General features: G+C 56.2%; 22 protein-coding genes. 5 read left to right on the top strand and 17 right to left on the bottom strand.

From position 1 onward, the window contains the following. Positions 1-26: 26 nt before the first annotated feature. Entirely contained in the window at positions 27-1,007 is a 981-nt protein-coding gene (locus KVT28_RS14005; RefSeq protein WP_101763475.1) for a nickel/cobalt transporter, read from the bottom strand. Then, entirely contained in the window at positions 998-1,624 is a 627-nt protein-coding gene (locus KVT28_RS14010; protein ID WP_137386294.1) for a DUF1007 family protein, read from the bottom strand. Before KVT28_RS14010 ends, KVT28_RS14005 begins: the two co-directional genes overlap by 10 nt. A 155-nt stretch (positions 1,625-1,779) precedes the next feature. On the opposite strand from KVT28_RS14010, the gene csiE reads away from it, so the two are divergent. Then, a complete protein-coding gene (csiE, locus tag KVT28_RS14015; RefSeq protein WP_110868270.1) occupies positions 1,780-3,048 on the top strand; it encodes a stationary phase inducible protein CsiE in 1,269 nt (422 codons plus the stop codon). On the opposite strand, the gene KVT28_RS14020 is transcribed toward csiE, so the two are convergent. After that, a complete protein-coding gene (locus tag KVT28_RS14020) occupies positions 3,045-4,184 on the bottom strand; it encodes a 3-phenylpropionate MFS transporter (RefSeq protein WP_110868271.1) in 1,140 nt (379 codons plus the stop codon). The genes csiE and KVT28_RS14020 overlap by 4 nt on opposite strands. A 128-nt stretch (positions 4,185-4,312) precedes the next feature. Then, positions 4,313-5,566, bottom strand: a complete 1,254-nt coding sequence (glyA, locus tag KVT28_RS14025) for a serine hydroxymethyltransferase (protein ID WP_101763471.1) — start codon at positions 5,564-5,566, stop codon at positions 4,313-4,315. Between the two features lie 339 nt (positions 5,567-5,905). Here glyA and hmpA point away from each other — a divergent pair, with 339 nt between their 5' ends. Then, positions 5,906-7,090 carry an NO-inducible flavohemoprotein gene (hmpA, locus tag KVT28_RS14030; protein ID WP_217548985.1) on the top strand — a complete coding sequence of 395 codons (1,185 nt, stop codon included), beginning with the start codon at positions 5,906-5,908 and terminating at the stop codon, positions 7,088-7,090. Positions 7,091-7,141: 51 nt separating this feature from the next. Here the strand turns inward: hmpA and glnB are convergent, their stop codons facing one another. The 5 genes from glnB to purL all read right to left on the bottom strand — a co-directional run bounded on the left by glnB (position 7,142) and on the right by purL (position 15,494). Further along, positions 7,142-7,480 (bottom strand): nitrogen regulatory protein P-II, encoded by a 339-nt coding sequence (glnB, locus tag KVT28_RS14035; RefSeq protein ID WP_007886217.1) that lies wholly within the window; start codon positions 7,478-7,480, stop codon positions 7,142-7,144. 75 nt (positions 7,481-7,555) lie between these two features. Then, on the bottom strand, positions 7,556-8,887 hold the full coding sequence (gene glrR, locus KVT28_RS14040; RefSeq protein ID WP_101763469.1) for a two-component system response regulator GlrR: 1,332 nt from the start codon (positions 8,885-8,887) through the stop codon (positions 7,556-7,558). A gap of 2 nt (positions 8,888-8,889) precedes the next feature. Continuing rightward, positions 8,890-9,561 (bottom strand): two-component system QseEF-associated lipoprotein QseG, encoded by a 672-nt coding sequence (qseG, locus tag KVT28_RS14045; RefSeq protein WP_101763468.1) that lies wholly within the window; start codon positions 9,559-9,561, stop codon positions 8,890-8,892. Between the two features lie 3 nt (positions 9,562-9,564). Further along, positions 9,565-10,992: a HAMP domain-containing sensor histidine kinase gene (locus KVT28_RS14050; protein ID WP_101763467.1), complete on the bottom strand. Its 1,428-nt coding sequence runs from the start codon at positions 10,990-10,992 to the stop codon at positions 9,565-9,567. Positions 10,993-11,603: 611 nt separating this feature from the next. Beyond that, positions 11,604-15,494 (bottom strand): phosphoribosylformylglycinamidine synthase, encoded by a 3,891-nt coding sequence (purL, locus tag KVT28_RS14055; RefSeq protein WP_101763466.1) that lies wholly within the window; start codon positions 15,492-15,494, stop codon positions 11,604-11,606. A 270-nt stretch (positions 15,495-15,764) separates the two neighbouring features. On the opposite strand from purL, the gene mltF reads away from it, so the two are divergent. After that, a complete protein-coding gene (mltF, locus tag KVT28_RS14060) occupies positions 15,765-17,222 on the top strand; it encodes a membrane-bound lytic murein transglycosylase MltF (RefSeq protein ID WP_110868275.1) in 1,458 nt (485 codons plus the stop codon). On the opposite strand, the gene tadA is transcribed toward mltF, so the two are convergent. Continuing rightward, positions 17,219-17,713 (bottom strand): tRNA adenosine(34) deaminase TadA, encoded by a 495-nt coding sequence (gene tadA, locus KVT28_RS14065; protein WP_101763464.1) that lies wholly within the window; start codon positions 17,711-17,713, stop codon positions 17,219-17,221. The genes mltF and tadA overlap by 4 nt on opposite strands. Positions 17,714-17,778: 65 nt before the next feature. Continuing rightward, on the bottom strand, positions 17,779-18,417 hold the full coding sequence (gene yfhb / locus KVT28_RS14070; protein WP_101763463.1) for a phosphatidylglycerophosphatase C: 639 nt from the start codon (positions 18,415-18,417) through the stop codon (positions 17,779-17,781). A 167-nt stretch (positions 18,418-18,584) separates the two neighbouring features. On the opposite strand from yfhb, the gene KVT28_RS14075 reads away from it, so the two are divergent. Together KVT28_RS14075 and KVT28_RS14080 are read left to right on the top strand one after the other, a co-directional pair. Then, a complete protein-coding gene (locus KVT28_RS14075; protein ID WP_101763462.1) occupies positions 18,585-19,424 on the top strand; it encodes a MurR/RpiR family transcriptional regulator in 840 nt (279 codons plus the stop codon). Positions 19,425-19,479: 55 nt separating this feature from the next. Then, on the top strand, positions 19,480-19,728 hold the full coding sequence (locus KVT28_RS14080; protein WP_101763461.1) for a YfhL family 4Fe-4S dicluster ferredoxin: 249 nt from the start codon (positions 19,480-19,482) through the stop codon (positions 19,726-19,728). On the opposite strand, the gene acpS is transcribed toward KVT28_RS14080, so the two are convergent. The 6 genes from acpS to lepB form a co-directional block, all read right to left on the bottom strand. Beyond that, positions 19,725-20,105, bottom strand: a complete 381-nt coding sequence (gene acpS / locus KVT28_RS14085) for a holo-ACP synthase (protein ID WP_101763460.1) — start codon at positions 20,103-20,105, stop codon at positions 19,725-19,727. The genes KVT28_RS14080 and acpS overlap by 4 nt on opposite strands. Beyond that, positions 20,105-20,836 (bottom strand): pyridoxine 5'-phosphate synthase, encoded by a 732-nt coding sequence (gene pdxJ, locus KVT28_RS14090; RefSeq protein ID WP_007886179.1) that lies wholly within the window; start codon positions 20,834-20,836, stop codon positions 20,105-20,107. Before pdxJ ends, acpS begins: the two co-directional genes overlap by 1 nt. Positions 20,837-20,906: 70 nt before the next feature. Beyond that, the gene (gene recO / locus KVT28_RS14095) at positions 20,907-21,635 is read right to left on the bottom strand and encodes a DNA repair protein RecO (protein WP_008101510.1); all 729 of its coding nucleotides are present in this window, start codon (positions 21,633-21,635) and stop codon (positions 20,907-20,909) included. A gap of 3 nt (positions 21,636-21,638) precedes the next feature. After that, positions 21,639-22,544 (bottom strand): GTPase Era, encoded by a 906-nt coding sequence (gene era, locus KVT28_RS14100; protein WP_008101512.1) that lies wholly within the window; start codon positions 22,542-22,544, stop codon positions 21,639-21,641. Positions 22,545-22,593: 49 nt separating this feature from the next. Beyond that, complete coding sequence (gene rnc / locus KVT28_RS14105) at positions 22,594-23,274, bottom strand: ribonuclease III (RefSeq protein ID WP_036620136.1); 681 nt, start codon at positions 23,272-23,274, stop codon at positions 22,594-22,596. A gap of 118 nt (positions 23,275-23,392) precedes the next feature. After that, a complete protein-coding gene (gene lepB, locus KVT28_RS14110) occupies positions 23,393-24,364 on the bottom strand; it encodes a signal peptidase I (protein ID WP_101763459.1) in 972 nt (323 codons plus the stop codon). Between the last annotated feature and the right edge of the window lie 7 nt (positions 24,365-24,371).

Raw genomic sequence — 24,371 nt, forward strand, 5'->3', positions numbered from 1 at the left:
TTTACACTACCCAAATATCCTTAATGTCAGAAAGGACGAATTCCACCGCCGATGCCCGGCGAGGCACTTTGCCATAATGCAACGCCCGCAACGATTAACAGCACGCTACCTAACATGGCGAGCAGCGGCACCAGCAGCCTGGTCGCAGGATGAGTACCGCCGGCCTGCCCTAAGCGCTGAGCCAGCAGACGGGAGCGCTGCACTAACAAGCCGAGCGCCGAAACCGTCACAGCAGTGCCCAACGCCATCGCCACGGCAGAGGCGACGCCCCACGCATACACACCAATCACTTTGGCAAACAGCAGCATCATGATGGCGCCGGAACAGGGCCGCAGCCCCATGGAAAACACCACCAGCGCCTGCGTTTTAGCGCTAACTGCCTGATCCATCTGCGCAGCGCTGGGCAGATGCGCATGTCCGCAGCCGCAGTGTTCATCGTGCTGATGCGCTGGGCGAATAGCGTGGATCTGCAACTTTGGCTGAGGACGCCATTGCTGACGCAGCGATCGCAATGCACGCCAACCGACCCAAATACCCAGCGCGACGACTAACAGATAACTGCCCTTCTCTAGCCAGTAACTGCCGAGATGCATCTGACGCGACGAGGTTTGCAGTACCACCAGCATCAGCGTTACCAAACCAATCGCCACGCCGCCCTGCAGCAAAGCAGCCAGCAACGTTAGCTTCATGCTGGTTTTCAACTTTGCCGGATGGGTGGCAAGAAAGGTAGTGATCACCACTTTGCCGTGTCCCGGCCCCAGCGCATGCAGCACGCCGTAAGCGAGGCTGAACAGCATCAGCGTCACGCCCGCCTGCTGCGGTTGTTCAGCCACCTGCTGCAAAAGCTGCGTCATTTCGCGATTGAGGATTTTTTGCCACAGCACGCTTTGCAGCAAAATCTGCGACCAGTGCTGCCACAGCAGCACGCCCGCCAGCAGCAATAACGCCGCCATCAGCCACAGCGGCCATAAACGACGTGAACGGGAGGGAAGCGAAATCAGTGACATGTCAGTGTCACCGTTTGGGCGAATTGCTGGCCAAGATCCATATCCTCTGGCGGCGCATCGGCTTTATCCAGCGACAGCGCATATTGCTTCAGCGAGTCATCCGGTTTCGGCGTATGCAGATCGATCTGGCAATGCGATTTAACGGTGTCGTCCATGGTTAATGCCTGTGGATTATCGTAATACATATCAACAAAGTAGCTGGGATCAAAAGTCTGAATGCGATACTGCTTCGCGCTCAATAACTGCGGCTCGCCAAACGGCACGATAAACTCCAGCACCGCTTTGTTGCCGTTGCGCGATAAGTTGTACTCTTTCGGCAGATTGAGAAACTTGACCCGATTTCTGTCCTGCCACACTTCGGTGAAATAGTGCTGACCGAGCACATTTGCCATCACCTGCGCCGCCAGCTTTTTCCACACCACATCACCGGGCTTGGCTTTACCTGCGTCGTATAACAGATCGGCGGAGGTTATCTCATCCATGGTCCACACCATTTTCATGCCGCTAAGATGTTGGTTGTCACTGATGAACTCGGTTTTCATGTCAATAAAGCTATGCGGATGTGACCAGGCTGCGGTGCTGAACAACAGCGTAAACGTAATGAGTGCAATTTTCATGTGTTATAAAGTAACAATTTTAAAGTGAAGTGTAGAGTGGCCCAGAAAAATTGTGACCCGCCCTAAAGCTCTGAACAAAAGTCACGACAAAGTGCAAGGTTACCGCGTGGAGTTAGCTATTCTTAGCTCAAAAGTGACCTGCGGATAAACCATTGATGAGTTCTGCACCCTCCTCTGCACCACTCTTCAGCCGTTCCCAGCGTCGTTGTCATCTGTTACTGCTGCTATTTCTGCCCGCTCCCGCGTTGACGCTTGAAAAGCTCTGCCAGTTAAATGGCGTGGCGCCTGTTGTCGCCCGACAGGATATCGCGGATGTGGGAGAGGAGATACAGCGTTACCATCAACTGGAGCTACACCAGATGGTCGATGGCAGCTTTCGCATACACGGGACGGAACTGGACAGGCGGCTGTGCCTGATCCATTGGCTGCGACGCGCGCTGCGTTTGTCGCAGGATTTTGTCTGCGAGCATTTTGCCCCGGTGCTGCGTCAGCGCCTGAAAGTCCTGAAAATCGAGAAAGCGTTGTGGGATGAAACTAACCTGCAGGCGCTGATTCAGCACTGCAGCCTGCGTCTGGCGCGCGACTTCAGCCCGCGCGACCGCCTGTTTCTGCAAATCTTCATGAAGTATGCGCTGTGCCAGCGCCAAAACGCCTTGTTCAATGACGGACAGCGCGCGTGGCTGGCGGAAAAAGTCGAACGAGCTGCCGCCGACGACGTCATCCATCACTGGCAGAAGCGCTGCCACTTAGCGCCGGATGTAAGCGAGACCGACTTCTGGACGCTGCTATTTAGCCTTATTCACGCGCCAACCGCTACGCAGCTGGAGCATCCGCAGGCGGTAAAACTGATGCAGTCCGTGGAAGCGCTGATTGCGCGCTTTGAGCAGTTGGCACAAACCACCTTCAGAAATCGCGCCGAACTCACTCAGCAACTCTTTACGCATCTGGCGCAGGCGCTGGATCGCAGTCATTTTGCCATCGGCATCGATAACAGCGTGGCGCTGGATGTCGCACGGCTCTACCCGCGTCTGCTGCGTACCACGGAACGCGCACTTGAGCATTTCAGCCGTAACTTTGCCACGCGCTTTAGTGCTGAAGAGATAAGTCTGGTGGCGGTGTTATTTGGTGCCTGGCTGATGCAGGAGAGTGCATTGCAGGAAAAGCAGGTGCTATTGCTGACGGGCGCGGATGCGGCGCTGGAGCAGTTGCTGGAGCAGCAGCTGCGGGAAATGACGCTGCTACCGATCAACATCAGCTATCAGGACGTCGTGCATTTTCAGCGTGAAGGCGCGCCGCGCGATATCGCGCTGGTGATCACGCCGTATGCCATTTCATTGCCGCTGTTTTCACCGCCGCTAATCCAGGCGGAGCTGCCGCTGAGTCGTCATCAGCAGCAGCGTATTCTCCAGTTGCTGGAGAGTTAAGCGGCGCGCGGACGCAGGAACAGCGCCGGCAGCGCCACTAACGCCATCACCCAGAACAGATGTCCTTGCAGATGCGTAAACAACACGCCGCAAATCATAGTCATCACCGCAATACCGCCGCCCATGGCCAGCGCCGAATAGAGCGATTGCAGACGAATCACTTCCGCGCCTTTGCGCGCGGCAATAAACCGCATCGCAGCTAAATGGCAGACGGTAAAGCTGCCGCAGTGCAGAATTTGCGCCACGATCAGCAACGGCAACGCGGTGCTGGATCCCAGCATTGTCCAGCGGATAATGGCGCACACGCCTGATAACAGCAGCAGATCGCGCGCACTCCAGCGGCGGAACAGTCGGCTGCTGAGAGCAAAAATGATGATTTCAGCCACCACGCCCAGCGACCACAAGTAGCCAATAATCGACGCGGAATAACCGCTCTCCTGCCACCAGATCGCGCTGAAGCTGTAGTAAGCCGCATGCGCGCCCTGCAACAATGTCACGCATAACATGAAACGCCACACCGCATTTTCGCGCAGCAAATCACGCCATGCCTGCCAGCCACCATCGGTTGACGTCTGACGTTCACTGCCCTGCGGCTTCGTCGCTGGCGTTAACATCATCCCACCTAACATGCCGATCGCGCCCAGTGACAGCAGCACCAGAATCGCCTGCGATGAGAACGCCGTGACAAGCATGCCGGTTAAGGCAGAGCTGATGACAAACGCCAGCGAGCCCCACAAACGAACCGGGCCATATGTCAGACCAATTTGCTGCGTCCAGGTGGCGGCCAGCGCATCACTCAGCGGCACCAGCGGTGAGAAAAACAGGTTGAAGCCGATCATCACGAACAGCAGCCACATCCACTGTTGTCCCAGCCAATAACCGATAGCGAACAGGCACGTCATCAGCGCCAGCAGGCGCAGCGCAGTGACCAGCTGTGAGGGATTTTTTACCTGCGAGGCAATCAGCAAACTGCCGACAAAGCGCGCCACCATGCCGCACCCCAGCAGCAGACCGATTTTTTCTGCATCAAGTCCGGTGCCTTTGAGCCACACGCTCCAGAAAGGAAGGTAAATGCCGTAACAGAAGAAGTAAGTGAAGTAGCCCAAACCGAGCCATTTGGCGGAGCCGATTGCCATATTCCCTCCAGCAAAAATGCTGCTGAGCAGCACGAGTGGGCGCTACTTTGTCAGAGCACTGCTGCGACGGCAATAAAAAAGGATGGCTTGCACCATCCTTTTTTGCACTGCATCGAGAAGCGTAACGCTTACGCGTACACCGGCAGACGGCTGCAGATTTCCAGCACTTTCTGTTTGGTACGTTCGATGGTCGCTTCGTCGTTGATGTTATCCAGCACGTCAGCGATCCAGCCAGCCAGCTCGCGAACATCAGCTTCTTTGAAGCCACGACGCGTCACCGCTGGGGTACCGATACGCACGCCAGAGGTCACGAACGGGCTCTTCGGATCGTTAGGTACGCTGTTTTTGTTCACGGTAATGTTGGCGCGGCCCAGAGCGGCATCGGCTTCTTTACCGGTCAGGTTTTTGCTGACCAGATCGATCAGGAACAAGTGGTTGTGTGTACCACCGGAAACGATGTTGTAACCGCGCTCCAGCAGAACTTCCACCATCGCTTTCGCGTTCTTAGCCACCTGCTGCTGATAAGTCTTGAACTCTGGCTCCATCGCTTCTTTGAACGCCACCGCTTTACCGGCGATCACGTGCATCAGAGGACCGCCCTGACCACCCGGGAACACCGCGGAGTTCAGTTTTTTATACAGCTCTTCGTCACCGTTTTTCGCCAGGATCAGGCCGCCGCGCGGACCCGCCAGGGTTTTATGGGTGGTTGAAGTCACGATGTGGGCATGAGGAACTGGGTTCGGATAGACGTCTGCGGCGATCAGGCCCGCAACGTGTGCCATATCGACGAACAGGTAGGCGCCAACGCTGTCTGCGATTTCACGCATTTTGGCCCAATCGCACACGCCAGAGTAAGCAGAGAAGCCGCCGACGATCATTTTTGGCTTGTGGGTTTGTGCCAGCTCAGCCAGTTCTTCGTAGTTGATTTTGCCGGTTTCATCGATGCCGTAAGGGATAACGTTGTACAGCTTACCCGACAGGTTTACCGGGGAACCGTGCGTCAGGTGACCACCGTGCGCCAGGTTCATACCCAGAATGGTATCGCCCGGCTGCAGCAGCGCGGTGTAAACCGCGAAGTTGGCCTGAGAACCGGAGTGCGGCTGTACGTTAGCGAAATCTGCGCCGAACAGCTCTTTAGCGCGATCGATCGCCAGTTGCTCAACGATATCGACGTATTCACATCCGCCGTAATAGCGTTTGCCCGGATAGCCTTCGGCATATTTGTTGGTGAGCTGTGAACCTTGGGCCTGCATTACGCGTGGGCTGGTGTAGTTTTCAGAAGCAATCAGTTCAATGTGCTCTTCCTGACGCACTTTCTCTTGCTCCATAGCCTGCCACAACGCGGCATCATAATCGGCAATGTTCATATCACGCTTTAACATCCGGACTCTCCTGACTCAGCTAACTTTTTAACGGCAGTTTAGGCCCCGGCTAGGGGGCGAAGGCGAACAGTGTAAACGGTTTTGACAGGTGACGGTAGCGTCAATCCCCTCTTTTTGCGCAAACGATTGGCATGGCGCTGGAACGGGTTTTTTACGCTTTTTTGCAAGCCAGAAAATCACGAAATTTGCTCACTTTCATGGCGAAAGAATTTCAGCTTTGCGCGTCAGCCCGCACCTTTCTTGCTTAATCCTTAATCACAACAAGGGATTTACAGGCGCTTCGATTACTCATAAGATGCATTTAAAATACATGTTTAAATTCACTCTGAGGATTTCACCATGCTCGACGCGCAAACCATCGCTACCATCAAATCGACCTTGCCCGCCATTGCCCAGGTTGGACCGCAGCTGACCGGCCATTTCTACCAACGTTTACTGACGCAACATCCTGAACTGAAAAACGTGTTCAACATGAACAATCAGCGCAGCGGCAATCAGCGGGAAGCGTTGTTCAACGCCATTGTGGCTTACGGCAGCAACCTGGAAAATTTGGCCGTGCTGTTGCCGGCGGTGGAGAAAATCGCGCAGAAGCATGCCAGCCTGAACATTCAGCCCGAGCAGTATGCGATTGTGGGTGAAAACCTGCTGGCGACGATTGATGAGCTGCTGCATCCGGGTGAAGAAGTGCTGACCGCATGGGGCAAAGCGTACGGCGTGCTGGCCGATGTGTTTATCCAGCGTGAAGAAGCCATCTATTCGGCCTCCGAAGAGAAAACCGGCGGCTGGCGCGGTGCGCGTGATTTTCGTATTCGCGCTATCAATCAGGAGAGTTCGGTGATCAAGAGTTTTGAACTAGTGCCAAACGACGGTAAGCCGGTGGCAACCTTTCTGCCAGGGCAGTATCTGGCCATCAGCCTACAACCGGCAGGCTGTGAAAATATTCAGCATCGCCAGTATTCGCTGACGCACCAGCCAAATGGGCAATTTTATCGCATCGCGGTTAAACGCGAAGCGCTGGGCAGCGTGTCGGGCTGGCTGCATGATCGTGCGCAGGTGGGCGATATCGTGCAATGCGCGGCACCAGCCGGTGATTTCTTCCTGCAGGCTGAAGCCGCTACGCCGATTACGCTGATCTCTGCTGGCGTCGGCCAAACTCCAATGCTGGCGATGCTGGCTACTCTGGCGCAGCAGCAACATCCGGCGGCGGTTAACTGGCTGCACGCCGCGGAAGCCGGTTCGCAGCATGCGTTTGCTGAAGAGGTGAAATCCTTCGGCGCACGCCTGCCAAACTTCACCAGCCACGTTTGGTATCGTCAGCCGGAAAGTGCCGATGCCGGACGTTACGACGCGCAGGGCTTGATGGATCTGGCGAGCGTGTCCTCCGCGCTGAACCAGTCCGATCGCCAGTTCTGGATCTGTGGTCCGCTGCCGTTTATGCAGTTTGTCGCACGTCAACTGGTCGATGCCGGCATCAATGCCGATCGCATCCACTACGAAGTATTTGGCCCGCACAAGGTGCTGTAAAACAAAAAAGCCTGCGCAAGGCAGGCTTTTACAGGCAATGCGCGAAGGAGCTTAAATCGCCTCTTCGTCCTCTTCACCGGTACGGATACGCACTACGCGCGCCACGTCAAAGACGAAGATTTTGCCGTCGCCGATTTTGCCGGTCTGCGCGGTTTTCATAATGGTTTCTACGCAGGTATCGACGATATCGTCACCTACCACCATTTCGATTTTCACTTTTGGCAGAAAATCGACCATGTACTCAGCGCCGCGATACAGCTCAGTGTGACCTTTCTGGCGACCAAAGCCTTTCACTTCACTGACGGTCATCCCGGTGATGCCCACTTCCGCTAAGGCTTCACGTACATCATCGAGTTTGAATGGTTTGATAATTGCATCGATCTTTTTCATGACAGATCCTTTTTTACTCCCTCCATGATGGACGGATACCGTTAGTATAATTGTTCCTGACGCTGCCGCAGCAAGCTACTCTTTAAATTCGCTGGCGTCCAATTCATGGCGCGACAGCAGCTTATAGAATTCAGTGCGGTTACGTCCAGCCAGACGCGCAGCGTTAGTGACATTTCCTTTGGTCATCTGCAGCAGTTTACGCAGATAGTTCAGCTCAAACTGATTTCGTGCTTCGACGAAAGTCGGCAGCGCGGTATTTTCCCCCGCCAGCGCCTGTTCAACCAGGGCATCACCGATGACCGGCGCGGTACTCAAGGCGACGCACTGTTCAATCACGTTGACCAGCTGACGTACATTGCCCGGCCAGGCGGCGCTGACCAGCCGCTTCATCGCATCAACCGAAAAGCTACGCACGAAAGGTTTATGGCGATCGGCGGATTGGCGCAGCAGATGATTCGCCAGCAGCGGGATATCTTCAGCGCGCTCGTGCAGCGCGGGAATTTTCAGATTCACCACGTTAAGACGATAGTAAAGATCTTCGCGGAAACTCTTCTTCTCCATCGCTTTGGGCAAATCGCGATGCGTCGCGGAAATAATCCGCACGTTGATATCCAGATCGCGGTTGCTGCCTAACGGCCGCACTTTGCGCTCCTGCAGCACACGCAGCAGTTTCACCTGCAGCGCCTGTGGCATGTCGCCAATCTCATCAAGAAACAGCGTGCCGCCTTCAGCTGCCTGGAACAGACCTTCACGCGCGCTGACCGCGCCGGTAAAGGCGCCTTTAGCATGACCAAACAGTTCAGATTCTAAAAGTTGTTCCGGCAGCGCACCGCAGTTGATGGCGATGAACGGCTTGGTGGCGCGCGGGCTGGCGGCGTGTATCGCCTGCGCCAGCACCTCTTTACCGGTGCCGCTTTGACCGTTAATCAATACGCTGACGTCAGATTGCGCCACCATGTGCGACTGCTCCAGCAACCGCAGCATTTGCGGATTGCGCGTCACAATCGCTTCGCGCCAGCCGTCATCGCTGATCGGTGCGCGCTGGGCCAGCGCTTCATCTATCGCTTTATACAAAGCGTCACGATCGACCGGTTTGGTCAGAAAGCTGAACACGCCTTGTTGCGTGGCGGATACCGCTTCCGGGATCGAACCGTGCGCGGTGAGAATGATCACCGGCAAGCCCGCATGACGTTTTTGCACTTCGCCGAACAGCGCCAGACCATCCATTTCGTCCATGCGCAGGTCGCTGATCACCAAATCGACCTTCTCTTTCTGCAGATGGCGCAGGGCTTCCGGCCCGCTGGCGGCCGTCGCCACCTGATAGCCTTCGCTGCTCAGACGCATGCCGAGCAGTTTCAATAAGCCCGGATCATCATCCACCAGCAATAAACGTGCGGCTTGTTTCATGGTTACTGATCCTCACTTTGCACATCGCTGCCGCCGTGCGATGTGTCGCTGCTATCAGGCGCTTTACGCGACGACAGCTGGCGTTCAATGTCGGTTAAACGCTCTAACTTGCGTTGGGTATCGGCCAGCGACTGACGCATTTTGGTTTGCTGCTGGCGCAGGTTATCCATCTCCGCGTCATTACTCTGCTGCAAAGCGGCGTAGCGTCCGCGCGCTTCGCTCAGCTCCAGTTGGGCCGCCTGATTGCTGCGCCACAGCTGGAGCAGCGGACGCACCGATGCCGGATAAGCCGCGCTGTAACCGTCTAAGGTAGTGACGAAATCACGGCGCTCAACTGGCGTGACGTTACCGTTCGCGAGCAAGATGCCCTGCTTGAAGGCGCGCGCCCAGCCTTGCACCGGCCAACGACGCGCTTCTGCACGCGCTTCGGCCGGCGATAAGCGCTCGGCGCAATCCATGGCGCGCTGCCAATAGAGCGGATTGCCTGCGGCGGCTGGCGTTTCGATTTGCCACACGTTTTGGCAATCGGTCGCCAGATAATCCGGCAGGCGTACCTCCGGTTCAGGGACGCTAACGCCATTATGCTGCGTACGATCTTGTGACGGTGCCTGGCAGGCGCTGAGGCCGAAAACCAGCACTGCACTGGCCACAAGTTTGAATAGGGTTAATTTCATTAATCAGGCATTCCCGGCGCTGGTCGTCAGAATGATACGAAAACAGACATCCGCATCCTTGCGCGTTACCAACTGCAGATCGCCGTGCATCCTGCGCAGACAATCTTTGGCGATGCTTAAGCCCAGCCCGCTGCCTTTGACCGGCCCTTTGCGCTGTTGGCTGCCCTGATAAAAGGGCTCAAAAATCATCGCCTGCTCTTCAGCCGGAATCGGTGTGCCGGTGTTTGCCACCTCAATCCATACCTGGTTGCCCTTCTGCTGGCTCTGCAGCCAGATGTTACCGGATTCGCTGCCGTAGTTCACGGCGTTCGAATAGAGGTTATCGATCACCCGCTGCAGCAGCGTCGCTTCAGCCAGACAATGATGCACTTGCAGATCAACGTGGGTGGTCATTTCACGTGCATTGGCTGGCAACGAGTGCACTTTTACCACCGAATCAATGATCTCATTTAGCGCCACGGGCTTCAGCGCCATCGGTCCATCGGCCAGCTTGCGGTTGTAATCGAGCAACTGCTCAATCAGCCGCTGTAAATGACGGCTGCTGGTATCGAGAATCGCCACCACTTCCTGCTGCTCGGCATTCAGTGGTCCAGCGACCTGATCGGCCAGCAGTTCTGTGCCTTCACGCAGACTGGCAAGCGGCGTTTTCAGCTCATGCGACAGGTGGCGCAAAAATTCGTGGCGCTGCTCTTCCAGCCAGCTTAACCGCTCACTCAGCCAGACGATGCGCTGCCCCAACGAACGGATCTCACGCGGACCACGGAAACTGCCGCTATCGCCCAGCGCCTTACCTTCGCCCAATCGATTGATCATGCGTTCAACCCGCTTCACCGGACCGATGATCATCCCCGTGAACAGCAAAACCAGCACCAGGCTAATCAGGAACAGAATCAGCGCCTGCCAGCCAAAAAACTGACCGCGATCGGCGATTTCACGCTGCAGCTGTAAGCCGCGCGAAAATACCACTTCACGCGTTGCCTGCACCATTTGCGTGTTGGTATCGGAAAAACGCTCCAGCGCGCTGGCGGCTTGCGCCTCAGGATTGCCGTTATCGCACTGCAGTTGCTGCAGCGAAGGCAAGGTGGTTTGCAGCACTTTGAAGGAAGGCAGATCGGGCAAACTGGCAGCGTGACTGCTGAGCATTTGGCCGTAGCGCGTCCACTGCGTTTGATACAGCTTCGCCAGCGACGCATCGCCGAGCACGCAATATTGGCGGTAGCTGCGCTCCAGCTCCAGCGCGGTACGCGCCATCGCTTCGCTGCGACGCACATCGGTAAAGGTATTGCGGTTGGTATCCGCCGCCTGGTTGCTTAACGCCGAAAGACTTTCCCACGCTTGCCACGCCAGCACCAGTAACGGTAGCAGTACCAGCAGGAAAGCCATTAACACTAACTGCCGCAGGGATCGGGGAAACAGACGCCATTTCATCACAACCGCGCTTCCTTAAATGTGAGCTGCAGGCATGCTAGCGAAGTATCAAAACGGAAGAAAGGCCAGATATGAAAACGGCAGGCCTTTTGGCCTGCCGTGAGAGCGACGCCGCAGCATCGCTTGCAAAATAGGTGGAGCCTAACTCAACGTTGCGCCCGATGTTTGATAACGTTGCAAAGCAAACGATTATCGGTGAGGTGGACGACAGGCTCCGTTTGGTGCGTCATTCGGTTTTTATGAGCTCAGCCGCTGAAGCGGGGCAATCATAAACAGGTGAATGAGCCACGCAAGGAGTATAGCAAGTATCGTGCCAATAAATAAATAGCGTTTATTATCAGAGGAATGCCAGAGACGAAGCACTCTCCCAGAGAAAAGCGGACCGGACGGTCTGTGAAAAGTGTCGCTGATTAGCAACGTGTTTGTCGTGGTAATTTACTGGCTATATAAATCAATGAGTTAAATGTCACCTTTTGACGACAACGTATTGGCGGGATTGTCGTTATTTTCCGACAGTTTAGAGATTATGCGGATTTCAGTAAGGTCGCCATGAATGGTGGACCTGCAAAACGCGCAGAATAAAAAAGGCCGCTATTTAGCGGCCTTTGTTTTGCTTATCCCAACTGCTTACGCGCGTTGCGGAAGATACGCATCCACGGGCTGTCTTCGCCCCACTCTGCCGGATGCCAGGAGTTGCTCACGGTACGGAACACACGCTCTGGGTGCGGCATCATAATGGTGACGCGTCCGCTCTCGTTGGTTACCGCAGTGATGCCGTTAGGCGATCCGTTCGGGTTAGCCGGATAGCTTTCTGTCACTTTGCCGAAGTTATCGACGAAGCGCAGCGCCACCAAACCTTTGCTCTCCAGCTGTGCCAGATGCGCGCCGTCACGCACTTCGACAAAACCTTCACCGTGCGATACCGCGATTGGCATATGCGATCCGACCATGCCATCCAGCAGCAGCGATGGGCTCGCCGCTACTTCAACCAGGCTGAAACGCGCTTCGAAACGCTCGGACTGGTTGCGCACAAAGCGTGGCCACAGCTCGCTTCCCGGAATCAGCTCGCGCAGGTTCGACATCATCTGACAACCGTTACACACGCCAAGTGCCAGCGTTTGTGGACGATGGAAGAAGTTTTCGAACTCATCACGCACGCGACCGTTGAACAGGATGGATTTCGCCCAGCCTTCACCCGCGCCCAGCACGTCACCGTACGAGAAGCCACCGCAGGCGACCAGCGCCTGGAACTCTTCCAGACCGCGACGGCCCGCCAGCAGATCGCTCATATGCACGTCAACTGCAGTAAAGCCCGCACGATGGAAGGCGGCGGCCATCTCTACGTGTGAGTTAACGCCCTGCTCACGCAGCACTGCCACACGCGGACGTGCGCCCGTCGCAATCATCGGTGCCGCAACATCTTCTTCTGGCTTGAAGGTCAGATGGACGTTCAGACCTGGGTCGTTATCGTCTTTCTTCGCTTCATGCTCCTGATCGGCACAGGCTGGGTTATCACGCAGACGCTGCATCTGCCAGGTGGTTTCTGCCCACCAGGTACGCAGCGTGCTACGGCTTTCGCTGTACACCGCGCTGTCGCCAGAGCGGATCACGAAGCGATCGCCTGGCAGGGCTTTACCAATCACGTGCAGGTTAGCGCTCAGATCGTGGTCAGCGAACACCTTCTCGACGGCTGCACGATCCGCTGCGTTAATCTGCAGCACCGCGCCCAGCTCTTCGGTGAACAATGCGGCTAACGCATCGCTGCCCAACGCGGCAATATCGGCTTCGATACCGCAGTGACCGGTGAAGGCCATCTCCGCCAGCGTGACCAGCAGGCCGCCGTCAGAACGGTCGTGGTAAGCCAGCAGTTTCTGCTCGGCCACCAGCGCCTGAATGGCGTTGAAGAAGCCCGCCAGCTGCGTAGCATCACGCACGTCGGCAGGCTTATCGCCCAGCTGACGATAAACCTGCGACAGCGCAGTCGCGCCAAGGGTGTTCGCGCCGTTGCCGAGATCCACCAGCAGCAGCAGGTTGTCTTGATCCGCCTGCAACTGCGGCGTCACGGTGCGACGCACATCTTCCACGCGCGCAAAGGCGGTGATCACCAGCGACAGCGGCGAGGTCATTTCGCGCTGCTCAGTACCTTGCTGCCAGCGGGTTTTCATCGACATTGAGTCTTTGCCTACCGGAATGGTGATACCCAGCGCGGGACACAACTCTTCGCCGACCGCTTTAACCGCCGCGTACAAGCCCGCGTCTTCGCCTGGATGACCGGCGGCGGCCATCCAGTTCGCAGAGAGCTTAACGCGCTGTAGCGAACCAATGGAGGTTGCGGCGATGTTGGTCAGCGCTTCACCGACGGCGAGGCGACCTGAAGCCGCGAAGTCGAGCAATGCGACGGGTGCACGTTCACCAAGCGAGAAGGCTTCACCGTGATAGCTATCGAGGCTGGCGGTGGTGACGGCGCAGTTCGCGACCGGAATCTGCCACGGTCCTACCATCTGATCGCGCGCCACCATGCCGGTTACGCTGCGGTCACCAATGGTGATCAGGAAGGTTTTTTCCGCCACGGTCGGCAGGTGCAGCACGCGATTCACCGCATCCGCTACGCTAATCCCGTCACGCTGCAGCGCTTCGCCGTTGGCCTGCTGGCTGGCAACATCACGCGTCATCTTCGGCGTTTTGCCCAGCAGCACGTCGAGCGGCATGTCGATTGGCTTATTGCCGAAATGGCTGTCGGCGAGGTTCAGATGCAGCTCTTCGGTGGCTTCACCGATGACCGCATATGGCGCGCGTTCACGCTGACACAGCTCGTCAAACAGCGCCAGTTTCTCCGGCGCGACCGCCAGCACATAACGTTCCTGCGACTCGTTACACCATACTTCCAGCGGACTCATGCCTGGCTCATCGCTGAGGATGTCGCGCAGGTTGAAGTTACCGCCACGATTACCGTCGCTCACCAGCTCTGGCATGGCGTTCGAAAGACCGCCCGCGCCGACGTCGTGGATGAACAGAATCGGGTTGGCTTCGCCCAGCTGCCAGCAGCGGTCGATCACTTCCTGGCAACGACGTTCCATCTCTGGGTTGTCGCGCTGTACTGACGCAAAGTCGAGATCGGCATCCGATTGGCCTGATGCCATTGACGATGCCGCGCCGCCGCCCAGACCGATGTTCATAGCCGGGCCACCCAGCACGATCAGCTTGGCGCCGACCACGATCTCGCCTTTCTGCACGTGATCGGCACGGATGTTACCGATGCCGCCCGCCAGCATGATGGGCTTGTGATAGCCGCGCAGCTCCACGCCATTGTGGCTGTTGACGCGCTCTTCGTAGGTACGGAAGTAGCCGTTCAGGGCTGGACGACCAAATTCGTTGTTGAACGCCGCGCCGCCCAATGGACCTTCGGTCATGATATCCAGCGCAGTGACGATGCGATCCGGCTTACCGAAATCCTCTTCCCACGGCTGTTCAAAGCCTGGAATACGCAGGTTCGATACCGAAAAACCGACCAGACCGGCTTTTGGCTTCGCGCCACGTCCGGTTGCGCCTTCATCACGGATTTCGCCACCAGAACCGGTCGCGGCACCCGGCCACGGTGAAATGGCGGTTGGGTGGTTATGGGTTTCGACCTTCATCAGGATATGTGCGGCTTCCTGATGGAACTCATATTCGCCCTTCTGCGCATCGGCGTAGAAGCGGCCAACCTCAGAACCTTCCATTACCGCAGCGTTGTCTTTATAGGCAGACAGCACGTGCTCAGGATTGTGTTCAAAGGTGTTCTTGATCATTTTAAATAGCGACTTCGGCTGCTTTTCGCCGTCGATAATCCAGTCGGCATTGAAGATCTTGTGACGACAGTGCTCGGAGTTTGCCTGCGCAAACATGTAGAGCTCGATGTCGTTTGGATTGCGGCCCAGCTTAGTAAAGGCATCAAGCAGGTAGTCGATCTCATCATCGGCCAGCGCCAGACCCAGCGTGGTGTTGGCCTGCTCCAGCGCGCTGCGGCCTGCGCCCAGCACGTCAACGCTTTTCAGCGGCTGCGGCTGATGGTGAGCAAACAGCTGCTGCGCATCGTTGAGATCAGCGAACACCGTTTCCATCATGCGGTCATGCAACAGGCTCGCCAGCTGCTGCCACTGTGCTTCCGTCAGCTCAGGTGCCTGCACATAGAAGGCCATACCGCGCTCAAGACGCAAGACCTGTGGCAGATCGCAGTTATGGGCGATGTCGGTGGCTTTCGATGACCACGGTGAGATGGTGCCGGGACGCGGCGTTACCAGCAACAGACGCCCTTGTGGCGCATGTTCGGCGAGAGAAGGACCGTATTTCAGCAGGCGTTGCAGGCGGGCTTGCTCGTCCGCGCTGAGCGGTGCACTAACATCGGCAAAATGGACGTACTCGGCGTAAATATCACTCACCGGAAGGTGAGCGTCCTGAAAGCGGGTCAGCAGTTTGTTTACACGAAATGCCGACAGAGCGGGCGAACCACGCAGAATTTCCATCATTAAAGATCTCTCGTCTTTGAAGTGCCGGGCGACGCTTCATTGGGCGCAACAGGGGAAAACGGGCGGTATTATAGAGAAACAGCTCGGGTTACGAAACCGTTTGCGCATAAATTCTGGCACCTGGCGTTTGGCTGAATTTTGCACAATTCTTGCTATAAAAGTTGCCCTGCCCCTTTTTGTTGCGCAAAATGCCCCTCGCTCTGGGAGTTAAAACAACATAAATACTGCCTTTAAAAGACAGAGGCCTGTGAGCCATTACGAGACAACTATTTGAAACGCCTAAAAATAAACTATCTGTTTATCGGTCTGATCACCGTGCTACTTGCGCTAGCATTGTGGCCTTCAATCCCGTGGTACGGGGGCGGAACAGACGCGCTATCACAGATCAAATCACGCGGAGTGCTGCGCATCAGTACCGTTAACTCTCCGCTGACTTACTACACCATTAACAATGCACCAGCCGGTATGGATTACGAGCTGGCGAAGCGCTTCGCCGATTACCTTGGCGTGAAACTGGAAGTTGAGGTGCGTCCTAATCTCGGCGATCTGTTTGACGACCTCGATGACGGTAAAGCGGATTTGCTGGCCGCCGGCTTGATCTACAACAGCGAGCGCCTCGCGCACTACCAAAGTGGCCCGAGCTACTATTCGGTGTCGCAGCAGCTGGTGTACCGCATTGATAAGCCTCGCCCTAAGAATCTCGGCGATCTCAAAGGCCGCCTGATTGTGCAGTCCGGTTCGGCATATCTGTCAACTTTACGTTCCGCCAAAGCTGACAGCTATCCCGATCTCGACTGGGCGATCTCCACCGATCAGGGTCAGAAAGCGCTGCTTGAAGCAGTTGCTGACGGCAAACTCGATTACACGGTGGGCGATTCGGTTACCATCGGCCTGCTGCAGCGCATTCATCCGCAGCTGGCGGTGGCGTTTGATGTGACCGACGAAGAGCCGGTCACCTGGTATTTACCGCGTAACGAAGACGACAGCCTGAGTGCGGCGATGCTCGACTTCTACAGCCAAATGGGCGAGGAAGGCACGATGGCGCGGCTGGAAGAGAAGTATCTCGGCCACGTTGGCACCTTCGATTACGTTGATACCCGCACCTTCCTGCGCGCCATTGATAACACTTTGCCGGATATCAAACCGCTGTTTGAGAAATATTCCGCCAGCATGGATTGGCGTTTACTGGCGGCAATATCTTATCAGGAGTCGCACTGGAATCCGCAGGCCACATCGCCAACCGGCGTGCGCGGCATGATGATGTTGACGCGTAATACCGCCGACAGCCTTGACGTTAACGATCGCCTCGATCCCGAACAGAGCATTCGCGGCGGCAGCGAATATCTCAAGCGCATGATGGAGAAAGTCCCGGAAACGATTCCTGAAGATGAACGTATCTGGTTCGCGCTGGCGGCATATAACATGGGTTACGCGCACATGCTGGACGTACGCAAGCTGACGGCGAAACAGGGCGGCAATCCCGACAGCTGGGCCGATGTGAAGCTGCGTTTGCCGATGTTGAGCCAGAAGCGCTATTACACGCAAACCACCTACGGCTACGCGCGCGGCCACGAAGCTTATAACTACGTGGAGAATATCCGTAAATATCAGATCAGTTTGGTGGGATATTTGCAGGAACAGGAGAAGCGTTTAGCTCAGCAGTCGGCACTGGAAGCGGAGTTAGGCGCCGGTTACCCGGCGGTCGAACCGAAAATTGCCATGAATTAACCGGTGCGCTGCGCCTGACGCAGCGCCTTCTTCTGTTCGCGACGCATGCGGAAAAAGTCACTCAGCATCCCGGCACACTCTTCCGCCAGCACACCGCAATCAATCTGAATTTGATGATTCATGCCGGGATGACCAATCACATCCAGCAGTGAACCGGCCGCGCCGGTTTTCTCATCTTTAGCGCCGTACACCAGCCGCGTGATGCGGCCGTGCACCATCGCACCGGCGCACATCACGCAGGGTTCCAGCGTGACATACAGCGTGGTATCCAGCAGACGATAGTTTTCCAGTACTTTGCCGCCCTGACGCAGCGCCATGATCTCGGCATGTGCGGTAGGATCGTGCTGGCCAATCGGCCGGTTCCAGCCCTCGCCAATCACCTTTTCGCCCTGCACCAGCACCGCACCAACCGGCACTTCGCCCTGCTCCCACGCGCGCTTCGCCAGTTCCAGCGCATAACGCATCCAATATTCATCAGTTTGTGGGTTCACCGGGCAACTCCTGCGGGCAGTAAAAGGCGGCGCATTATAGCGATGCTGCTGCCGGAATCGAAGCGTTATTCCAGTTGTTGCAGCTCACCGCGCGGCGTGACGCGCCAGCGGTGCTGACAGAAGAACAACAGCGGGTTGTCCTGTTTGCTGTCGCTGTAGCCGCTATACAGTTGCAGCGGCGTGCCGATTTTCTCCTCCAGCTGCGCCACCTTTTCATGGCCGAGGCAGCGCATCGACAGCAAACGTCCGCCGCAGCCCGGTTTCATCTGGCTGGCAATCAGCTGTACGCGCGGCAGGAAGGCCGAGTCGAAATAGACTTGCTCCACCAGCGACTGCGGCGAACCGGTAATCAGCCAGACATCGGCATCGCTGCTACTGAGATAGTCGGTGAGTCGCTGCTGCACCACCGGAAACGCAGTAACACGCTGGCGGAACCACTCAGCGAATTCCGCCTCACGCTGGCGCAGACGTTTTTCGCTGTGGCCAAAGGTAATCGCCCACAGTAACAAACTCATTGGCCAGCGTGCGGCGCGCCCTTTGATCAGCATGCCAAGACCAATCACCGGTAACAGCGGTACCACCAGCAGCAGATTGATCGGCTGACGTCGCAGCAGATAGCGCATAAAGGTGCCAAACATGTCTTGCTGATGCAGCGTGCCATCGAGATCGAAAAATACCACGCGTCGTTGTGTACCCTTTGTCAAACAGCACTCCTTCTCTATCCTTCGTGGTTTCTGCACTACAGTGTAGCCAGCTTCGGCGTTCAGGGCGAAAGCTGCTATTTTTAATTCCAGTGACTACAATGCCATTTGAATAGTTTATTCTTCGCGTTTACGCGCTGTTTGCGGATAAAGGAATTAAGGATCGAACCATGAGTTCATTGCTGCGCATTCGTCAGCTCTACCCTCGACTGGCGCTAAATGAGCGCCGGCTGGCGGATTTTTTGCTGTCGCAGCCGGATCGTGCACGGCATCTCAGTTCACAAAAACTCGCTGAGGAATCGGGCGTTAGCCAGTCCAGCGTGGTGAAGTTTGCCCAGAAGCTGGGCTACAAAGGGTTTCCAGCGCTGAAGCTGGCGCTGAGCGAATCGATGGCCGATCGCGATGCGATTACCGTGCATAACCATATTCTCAGCGACGATCCGCTGAAAGTGGTCGGCGAAAAGCTGCTGACCGAAAAGATCTCGGCGATCCGCGCCACGCTGGACATCAACAGCGAAGAGAAGCTGCTGCAAACCTTGCAGCTGCTGAAAAATGCCAATCGGATTTTGCTGGTTGGCATCGGCGCGTCCGGTTTAGTGGCGAAAGATTTTTCGTGGAAGCTGATGAAGATCGGCATCAATGCGGTGGCGGAGCAGGATATGCACGCTTTGCTCGCCAGCGTGCAAGCGATGGCGCCGGGCGATGTGCTGCTGGCGATTTCCTATACTGGCGAACGTCGCGAAATCAATCTGGCGGCGCAGGAAGCGGCGCAGGTCGGTGCCGATGTGCTGGCCTTTACCGGCTTTACGCCGAATGCTCTGCAGCAGTGCGCCACGGTTTGCCTCTACACCGTGGCGGAAGAGCAGAGCACGCGCAGTGCGGCGATCTCGTCGACCAGCGCGCAGCTGGCGTTGACCGATCTGCTGTTTATGGCGCTGGTACAAAACGATCCTGAACGCGCCTCCAGCCACATTCGCCACAGCGAAGCGTTGGTGAAAAAGCTGGTCTGATGAGATCAGGCGCGTATAATACCCGCGCCTTTCCTGCTGTTATTGGACTTCTGCTATGGCCTTGCTCATCACCACTAAATGCATCAATTGCGATATGTGCGAACCTGAATGCCCAAACCAGGCAATCAGCTTAGGCGACGCGATCTATGAAATTGATGTCGACCGCTGCACCGAGTGCGTGGGCCATTATGATGTGCCGACCTGCCAAAGCGTCTGTCCGATTGATAACACCATCATTACCGATCCACAGCACCCGGAAAGCCGCGAGGCGCTGTGGGAGAAGTTCGTGGTGTTGCATCCTTAGTTCTCGATAATCACCGTTGCGCAGGCGTAATGGCGTTCATCCGCTAACGTCACATGCACATGCTTCACGCCGAGCTGGCTGGCGATCACCCTGGCCTGCTCAAAGAAACGTAATCCCGGTTTGCCCAGCGCATCGTTGTACACTTCGAACTGATTGAAGGCCAGGCCACCGCGAATGCCGGTGCCAAACGCTTTCGCTGCCGCCTCTTTCACCGCAAAACGCTTAGCCAGAAAGCGCACCGGTTGCTGGTGCGCCTGATATTGCTGCCACTCGGCTTCGCTTAATACGCGACGCGCCAGACGGTCGCCGGAGCGCTCAATGACGCCAGCAATGCGCTCGATCTCTACGATATCGCTGCCGAGCCCGAGAATCGCCATTAGCGACGCGCTTCCCGCATCAGCTGCTTCATTTCGCTGACCGCATCGGCCAAACCGCTGAACAGCGCGCGACCAATAATCGCATGGCCAATATTCAGCTCGTGCATTTCCGGCAATTCAGCAATCGGCTGCACATTGTGGTAAGTCAAACCGTGGCCGGCATTGACTTTCAGGCCCAGACTGGCGGCGAAAGTCGCGGCTTTGCGGATGCGCGACAGCTCAGCCTGGCGCGCGAGACCTTCGGGCGCTTCGGCATAGGCACCGGTGTGAATTTCGATATAAGGCGCGCCGCTGGCAACCGCCGCTTCAATCTGGCGGTGATCGGCATCGATAAACAGTGACACCAGAATGCCGGCGTCGCTTAACAGGCGCACCGCAGCATTGATTTTATCCTGCTGACCCGCCACATCCAGCCCGCCTTCGGTGGTCACTTCCTGACGCTTTTCCGGCACCAGACAAACGAAGTGCGGCTTGATTTCGCAGGCAATGTCGATCATCTCGTCCGTTACCGCCATCTCCAGATTCATGCGCGTCTGGATGGTGTCACGCAAAATGCGTACATCGCGATCGGTGATGTGACGGCGATCCTCACGCAGATGCACGGTAATGCCGTCAGCGCCGGCCTGCTCAGCAACAAACGCGGCCTGCACCGGATCGGGATAGTTTGTACCACGTGCGTTACGTACGGTGGCAATGTGGTCAATGTTGACGCCTAACAGCAACTCAGCCATGACAATCCTTAAATGTGTTCAGTGTGTTTGCAGTGTACCGCGCTGAATATATCAGGCGGTACGACCAGCGCTAGTCGTTTGCCACATCGGGTTTCTTTTTTGGCACAAACTGGCGAAACAGTTCCTGACTCTTCAGCGGTTTGCCGCCAAGATAGGGCTTCAGCGCCATGCGCGTAAAGCGTTTAGCGGCGCGCAGAGTATCAGCATCGGGAAATTCGCGCTCCCACAACGCACGCAGCTGGCGGCCGGTAAAGCTGCGTTGATTGACCACCAAACTGGCAATAAAACCCTTCTCTTCGCGGTAGCTGTAGGTCATGCCATCGGCCACCTCTTCGCCGCTGCCGGCACAGTGCAGAAAATCCACGCCGTAACCGAGATGCCCGAGCAGCGCCAGCTCAAAGCGGCGCAGCGCCGGTTCAGGCGAGCCGTTGCCTGCCGCCAGCGTTTGGATGCAATTCAGGTAATCAAAGAACATATCAGAGAAGGGAATTTGCTGCTCCAGCACGCGCGACAGCAGCTCGTTGACGTAGAGCCCGCAATAGAGCGTAATGCCGCTGAGCGGCAATGCCAGCGAAACGGCTTCGGCATTGCGCAGCGTTTTGACATCACCGCGTCCACCCCAGCGCACCAGCAGTGGCGTAAAGGGTTGCAGTGCACCTTTTAGTTGGGAGCGGCGCGAGCGGGCGCCTTTGGCAAGGACGCGGACGCGCCCTTCGCTTTCGCTGAACAGATCGAGGAGTAGGCTGGTTTCGCTGTAAGGGCGACTATGCAGCACAAAGGCGCGTTGCCAGCCTTCCATTACTTAACCTTCGTCAGAGTAACCTAAGCTGCGCAGCGCACGTTCATCGTCCGCCCAGCCCGATTTCACTTTAACCCACAGTTCGAGATGCACTTTCGCTTCAAACATCTCTTCCATGTCTTTACGCGATTCAATGCCGATGGTTTTGATCTTGGCGCCTTTATTGCCGATGACCATTTTCTTCTGGCCTTCACGCTCAACAAGGATCAGGCCATTGATGTCGTAGCCGCCGCGATCGTTCGAAACAAACTGCTCAATTTCGACGGTAACGGAGTAAGGCAGTTCAGCACCCAGGAAGCGCATTAACTTTTCACGGATGATCTCAGACGCCATAAAGCGCTGCGAGCGGTCGGTGACATAATCTTCCGGGAAATGATGCTCAGATTTTGGCAGGCATTTGCGCGCAATCGCCGCAATCGCGTCGACATTTTTGCCGCTTTCCGCTGAGATAGGGACGATTTCAAGGAAGTTCATCTGCTGGCTAAGGAACTGCAGATGCGGTAACAGAATGCTCTTATCCTGGATGTTGTCGACTTTATTGATCGCCAATACCACCGGAACTTTGTTATCACGCAGCTTGTTGAGCACCATCTCGTCGTCTGGTGTCCAGCGCGTGCCTTCAACCACAAAGATCACCAGCTCAACGTCACCAATGGAGCTGCTGGCGGCACGGTTCATCAGGCGGTTGATCGCCCGTTTCTCTTCCATGTGCAGCCCTGGCGTATCCACGTAGATCGCCTGATAAGCGCCTTCGGTGTGGATGCCCATAATACGGTGACGCGTGGTTTGCGGCTTGCGTGACGTGATCGACACTTTCTGCCCCAGCAACTGGTTCAGCAAAGTGGATTTACCGACGTTTGGTCGGCCTACAATCGCGACAAAGCCGCTGTATGTTTCGAGTTCGCTCATTCGAGTCCTGACTTGGGCAGCGCCGCTTTCGACGCTGCAATGTGACTATTTATTCGAGGCCAAGCTTTATTAACGCCTGTTCGGCGGCTGCTTGCTCGGCTTTACGGCGGCTGGAGCCAATGCCCACCACCGGTTCTGCCATGCCACTCACCTGACAGTGAATGGTGAATTCCTGATCGTGGGCTTCGCCACGCACCTGCACCACCAAATACGACGGCAGCGGCAGATGACGTCCCTGCAAATACTCCTGCAGGCGCGTTTTCGGATCTTTTTGCTTATCGCCCGGACTGATCTGTTCCAGTCGTGAGTGATACCAGTCGAGAATTAACTTTTCGACGGTTTGAATGCTGCTATCGAGGAAGATGCCGCCAATTAAGGCTTCAACGGTATCCGCGAGGATCGATTCACGACGGAAACCGCCGCTTTTCAGCTCTCCCGGACCGAGGCGTAAACATTCGCCAAGGTCGAACTCTCGCGCCATCTCTGCCAGCGTATTGCCGCGCACCAGCGTGGCACGCATACGGCTCATGTCGCCTTCATCCACACGCGGGAAGCGGTGATAGAGCGCATTGGCAATCACGTAGCTGAGAATAGAATCGCCAAGAAATTCAAGACGTTCATTGTGTTTGCTACTGGCGCTACGATGCGTCAGTGCCTGCTGCAATAAATCCGGATGAGTAAAAGTGTAGCCCAGTTTGCGCTGCAGCTTGTTAATGACGATGGGGTTCATGCTATTCCAGTTGTTCTGTGCGCCTATCACTGCATACGAAACAGGGCTGAGGTTCCAACCTGTTCTGTTTCGTGTGCACTGGCCTCCCGAAAGAGAGGCCAACCTTTTTTAAAGCTAATTAGTGAATTCCACCAATGCGGCTAAAGCGCACGCCGGTCGGCCACTGTCCTTCTTGTTTCTCGAAGCTCATCCAGATGGCCACCGCTTTGCCGACCAGATTCTTCTCGGGCACAAAGCCCCAGTAGCGGCTGTCGGCGCTGTTATCGCGGTTATCACCCATCATGAAATATTGCCCTTGCGGCACAATCCAGGTCGATTGCGGCTGGCCCGGCTGCTGATAATACATGCTTGCCTGACTTTGCGCTTCGTTTACCAGCAAGATATCGTGCGTTACGTTGCCCAATGTCTCTTTGCGGGTGCCGAGACGCAGGCCGCCCTTCATGGTTTCGCCCTGCGGCGCCTGGAAGAAGCCGTTGCCGGTTTCATTGCCATCAAAGCCGCTGAAGGTTTGAATGAAGTTGCTTGGCTCAACGTTAGTGTAAGTCACCGGCAGCGCCGTGTCGCAACTGCCGCTGCTGCAACCAGGATTGATGGTCAGGGTTTTGCTGTAAGGATCAAACACCACTTTATCGCCCGGCAAGCCAATCACGCGCTTGATGTAGTCCACGCTGGGATCTTTCGGGTATTTGAATACCGCGACATCACCGCGCTGCGGATGGCCAGTTGGTATCAGTGTGGTTTGGGTAATCGGATCTTTAATACCGTAAGCAAACTTCTCCACGAGGATGAAGTCGCCAATCAGCAGCGTTGGCATCATTGAGCCCGAGGGAATCTGGAACGGCTCAAAAATAAACGAACGCACGATCAACACCACCGCCAGCACCGGGAACACCGATGCGGTGGTTTCAACCCAACCCGGCTGCGCGGCTACTTTCGCCAGCGTTTTACTGTCGAGTGCGTTGCCGGCCTGCGCTTGCGCGGCAGCCTGCTTCGCACGACGCGCCGGTGCCCATTTAAAGCGATCGATACACCAGATAACGCCAGTGATCAGCGTTGCGATCACTAAAACCAGGGCGAACATGTTAGCCATTAAAAAT

The organism is Pantoea sp. GbtcB22, assembly GCF_019091025.1.
Classification (GTDB): domain Bacteria; phylum Pseudomonadota; class Gammaproteobacteria; order Enterobacterales; family Enterobacteriaceae; genus Pantoea; species Pantoea leporis.

Bases quoted from the DNA above. Each gene is read 5' to 3' on its own strand.
- KVT28_RS14005 (WP_101763475.1), bottom strand. From the start codon at position 1,007: ATGTCACTGATTTCGCTTCCCTCCCGTTCACGTCGTTTATGGCCGCTG.
- KVT28_RS14010 (WP_137386294.1), bottom strand. From the start codon at position 1,624: ATGAAAATTGCACTCATTACGTTTACGCTGTTGTTCAGCACCGCAGCC.
- csiE (WP_110868270.1), top strand. From the start codon at position 1,780: ATGAGTTCTGCACCCTCCTCTGCACCACTCTTCAGCCGTTCCCAGCGT.
- KVT28_RS14020 (WP_110868271.1), bottom strand. From the start codon at position 4,184: ATGGCAATCGGCTCCGCCAAATGGCTCGGTTTGGGCTACTTCACTTAC.
- glyA (WP_101763471.1), bottom strand. From the start codon at position 5,566: ATGTTAAAGCGTGATATGAACATTGCCGATTATGATGCCGCGTTGTGG.
- hmpA (WP_217548985.1), top strand. From the start codon at position 5,906: ATGCTCGACGCGCAAACCATCGCTACCATCAAATCGACCTTGCCCGCC.
- glnB (WP_007886217.1), bottom strand. From the start codon at position 7,480: ATGAAAAAGATCGATGCAATTATCAAACCATTCAAACTCGATGATGTA.
- glrR (WP_101763469.1), bottom strand. From the start codon at position 8,887: ATGAAACAAGCCGCACGTTTATTGCTGGTGGATGATGATCCGGGCTTA.
- qseG (WP_101763468.1), bottom strand. From the start codon at position 9,561: ATGAAATTAACCCTATTCAAACTTGTGGCCAGTGCAGTGCTGGTTTTC.
- purL (WP_101763466.1), bottom strand. From the start codon at position 15,494: ATGATGGAAATTCTGCGTGGTTCGCCCGCTCTGTCGGCATTTCGTGTA.
- KVT28_RS14075 (WP_101763462.1), top strand. From the start codon at position 18,585: ATGAGTTCATTGCTGCGCATTCGTCAGCTCTACCCTCGACTGGCGCTA.
- KVT28_RS14080 (WP_101763461.1), top strand. From the start codon at position 19,480: ATGGCCTTGCTCATCACCACTAAATGCATCAATTGCGATATGTGCGAA.
- acpS (WP_101763460.1), bottom strand. From the start codon at position 20,105: ATGGCGATTCTCGGGCTCGGCAGCGATATCGTAGAGATCGAGCGCATT.
- pdxJ (WP_007886179.1), bottom strand. From the start codon at position 20,836: ATGGCTGAGTTGCTGTTAGGCGTCAACATTGACCACATTGCCACCGTA.
- recO (WP_008101510.1), bottom strand. From the start codon at position 21,635: ATGGAAGGCTGGCAACGCGCCTTTGTGCTGCATAGTCGCCCTTACAGC.
- era (WP_008101512.1), bottom strand. From the start codon at position 22,544: ATGAGCGAACTCGAAACATACAGCGGCTTTGTCGCGATTGTAGGCCGA.
- rnc (WP_036620136.1), bottom strand. From the start codon at position 23,274: ATGAACCCCATCGTCATTAACAAGCTGCAGCGCAAACTGGGCTACACT.
- lepB (WP_101763459.1), bottom strand. From the start codon at position 24,364: ATGGCTAACATGTTCGCCCTGGTTTTAGTGATCGCAACGCTGATCACT.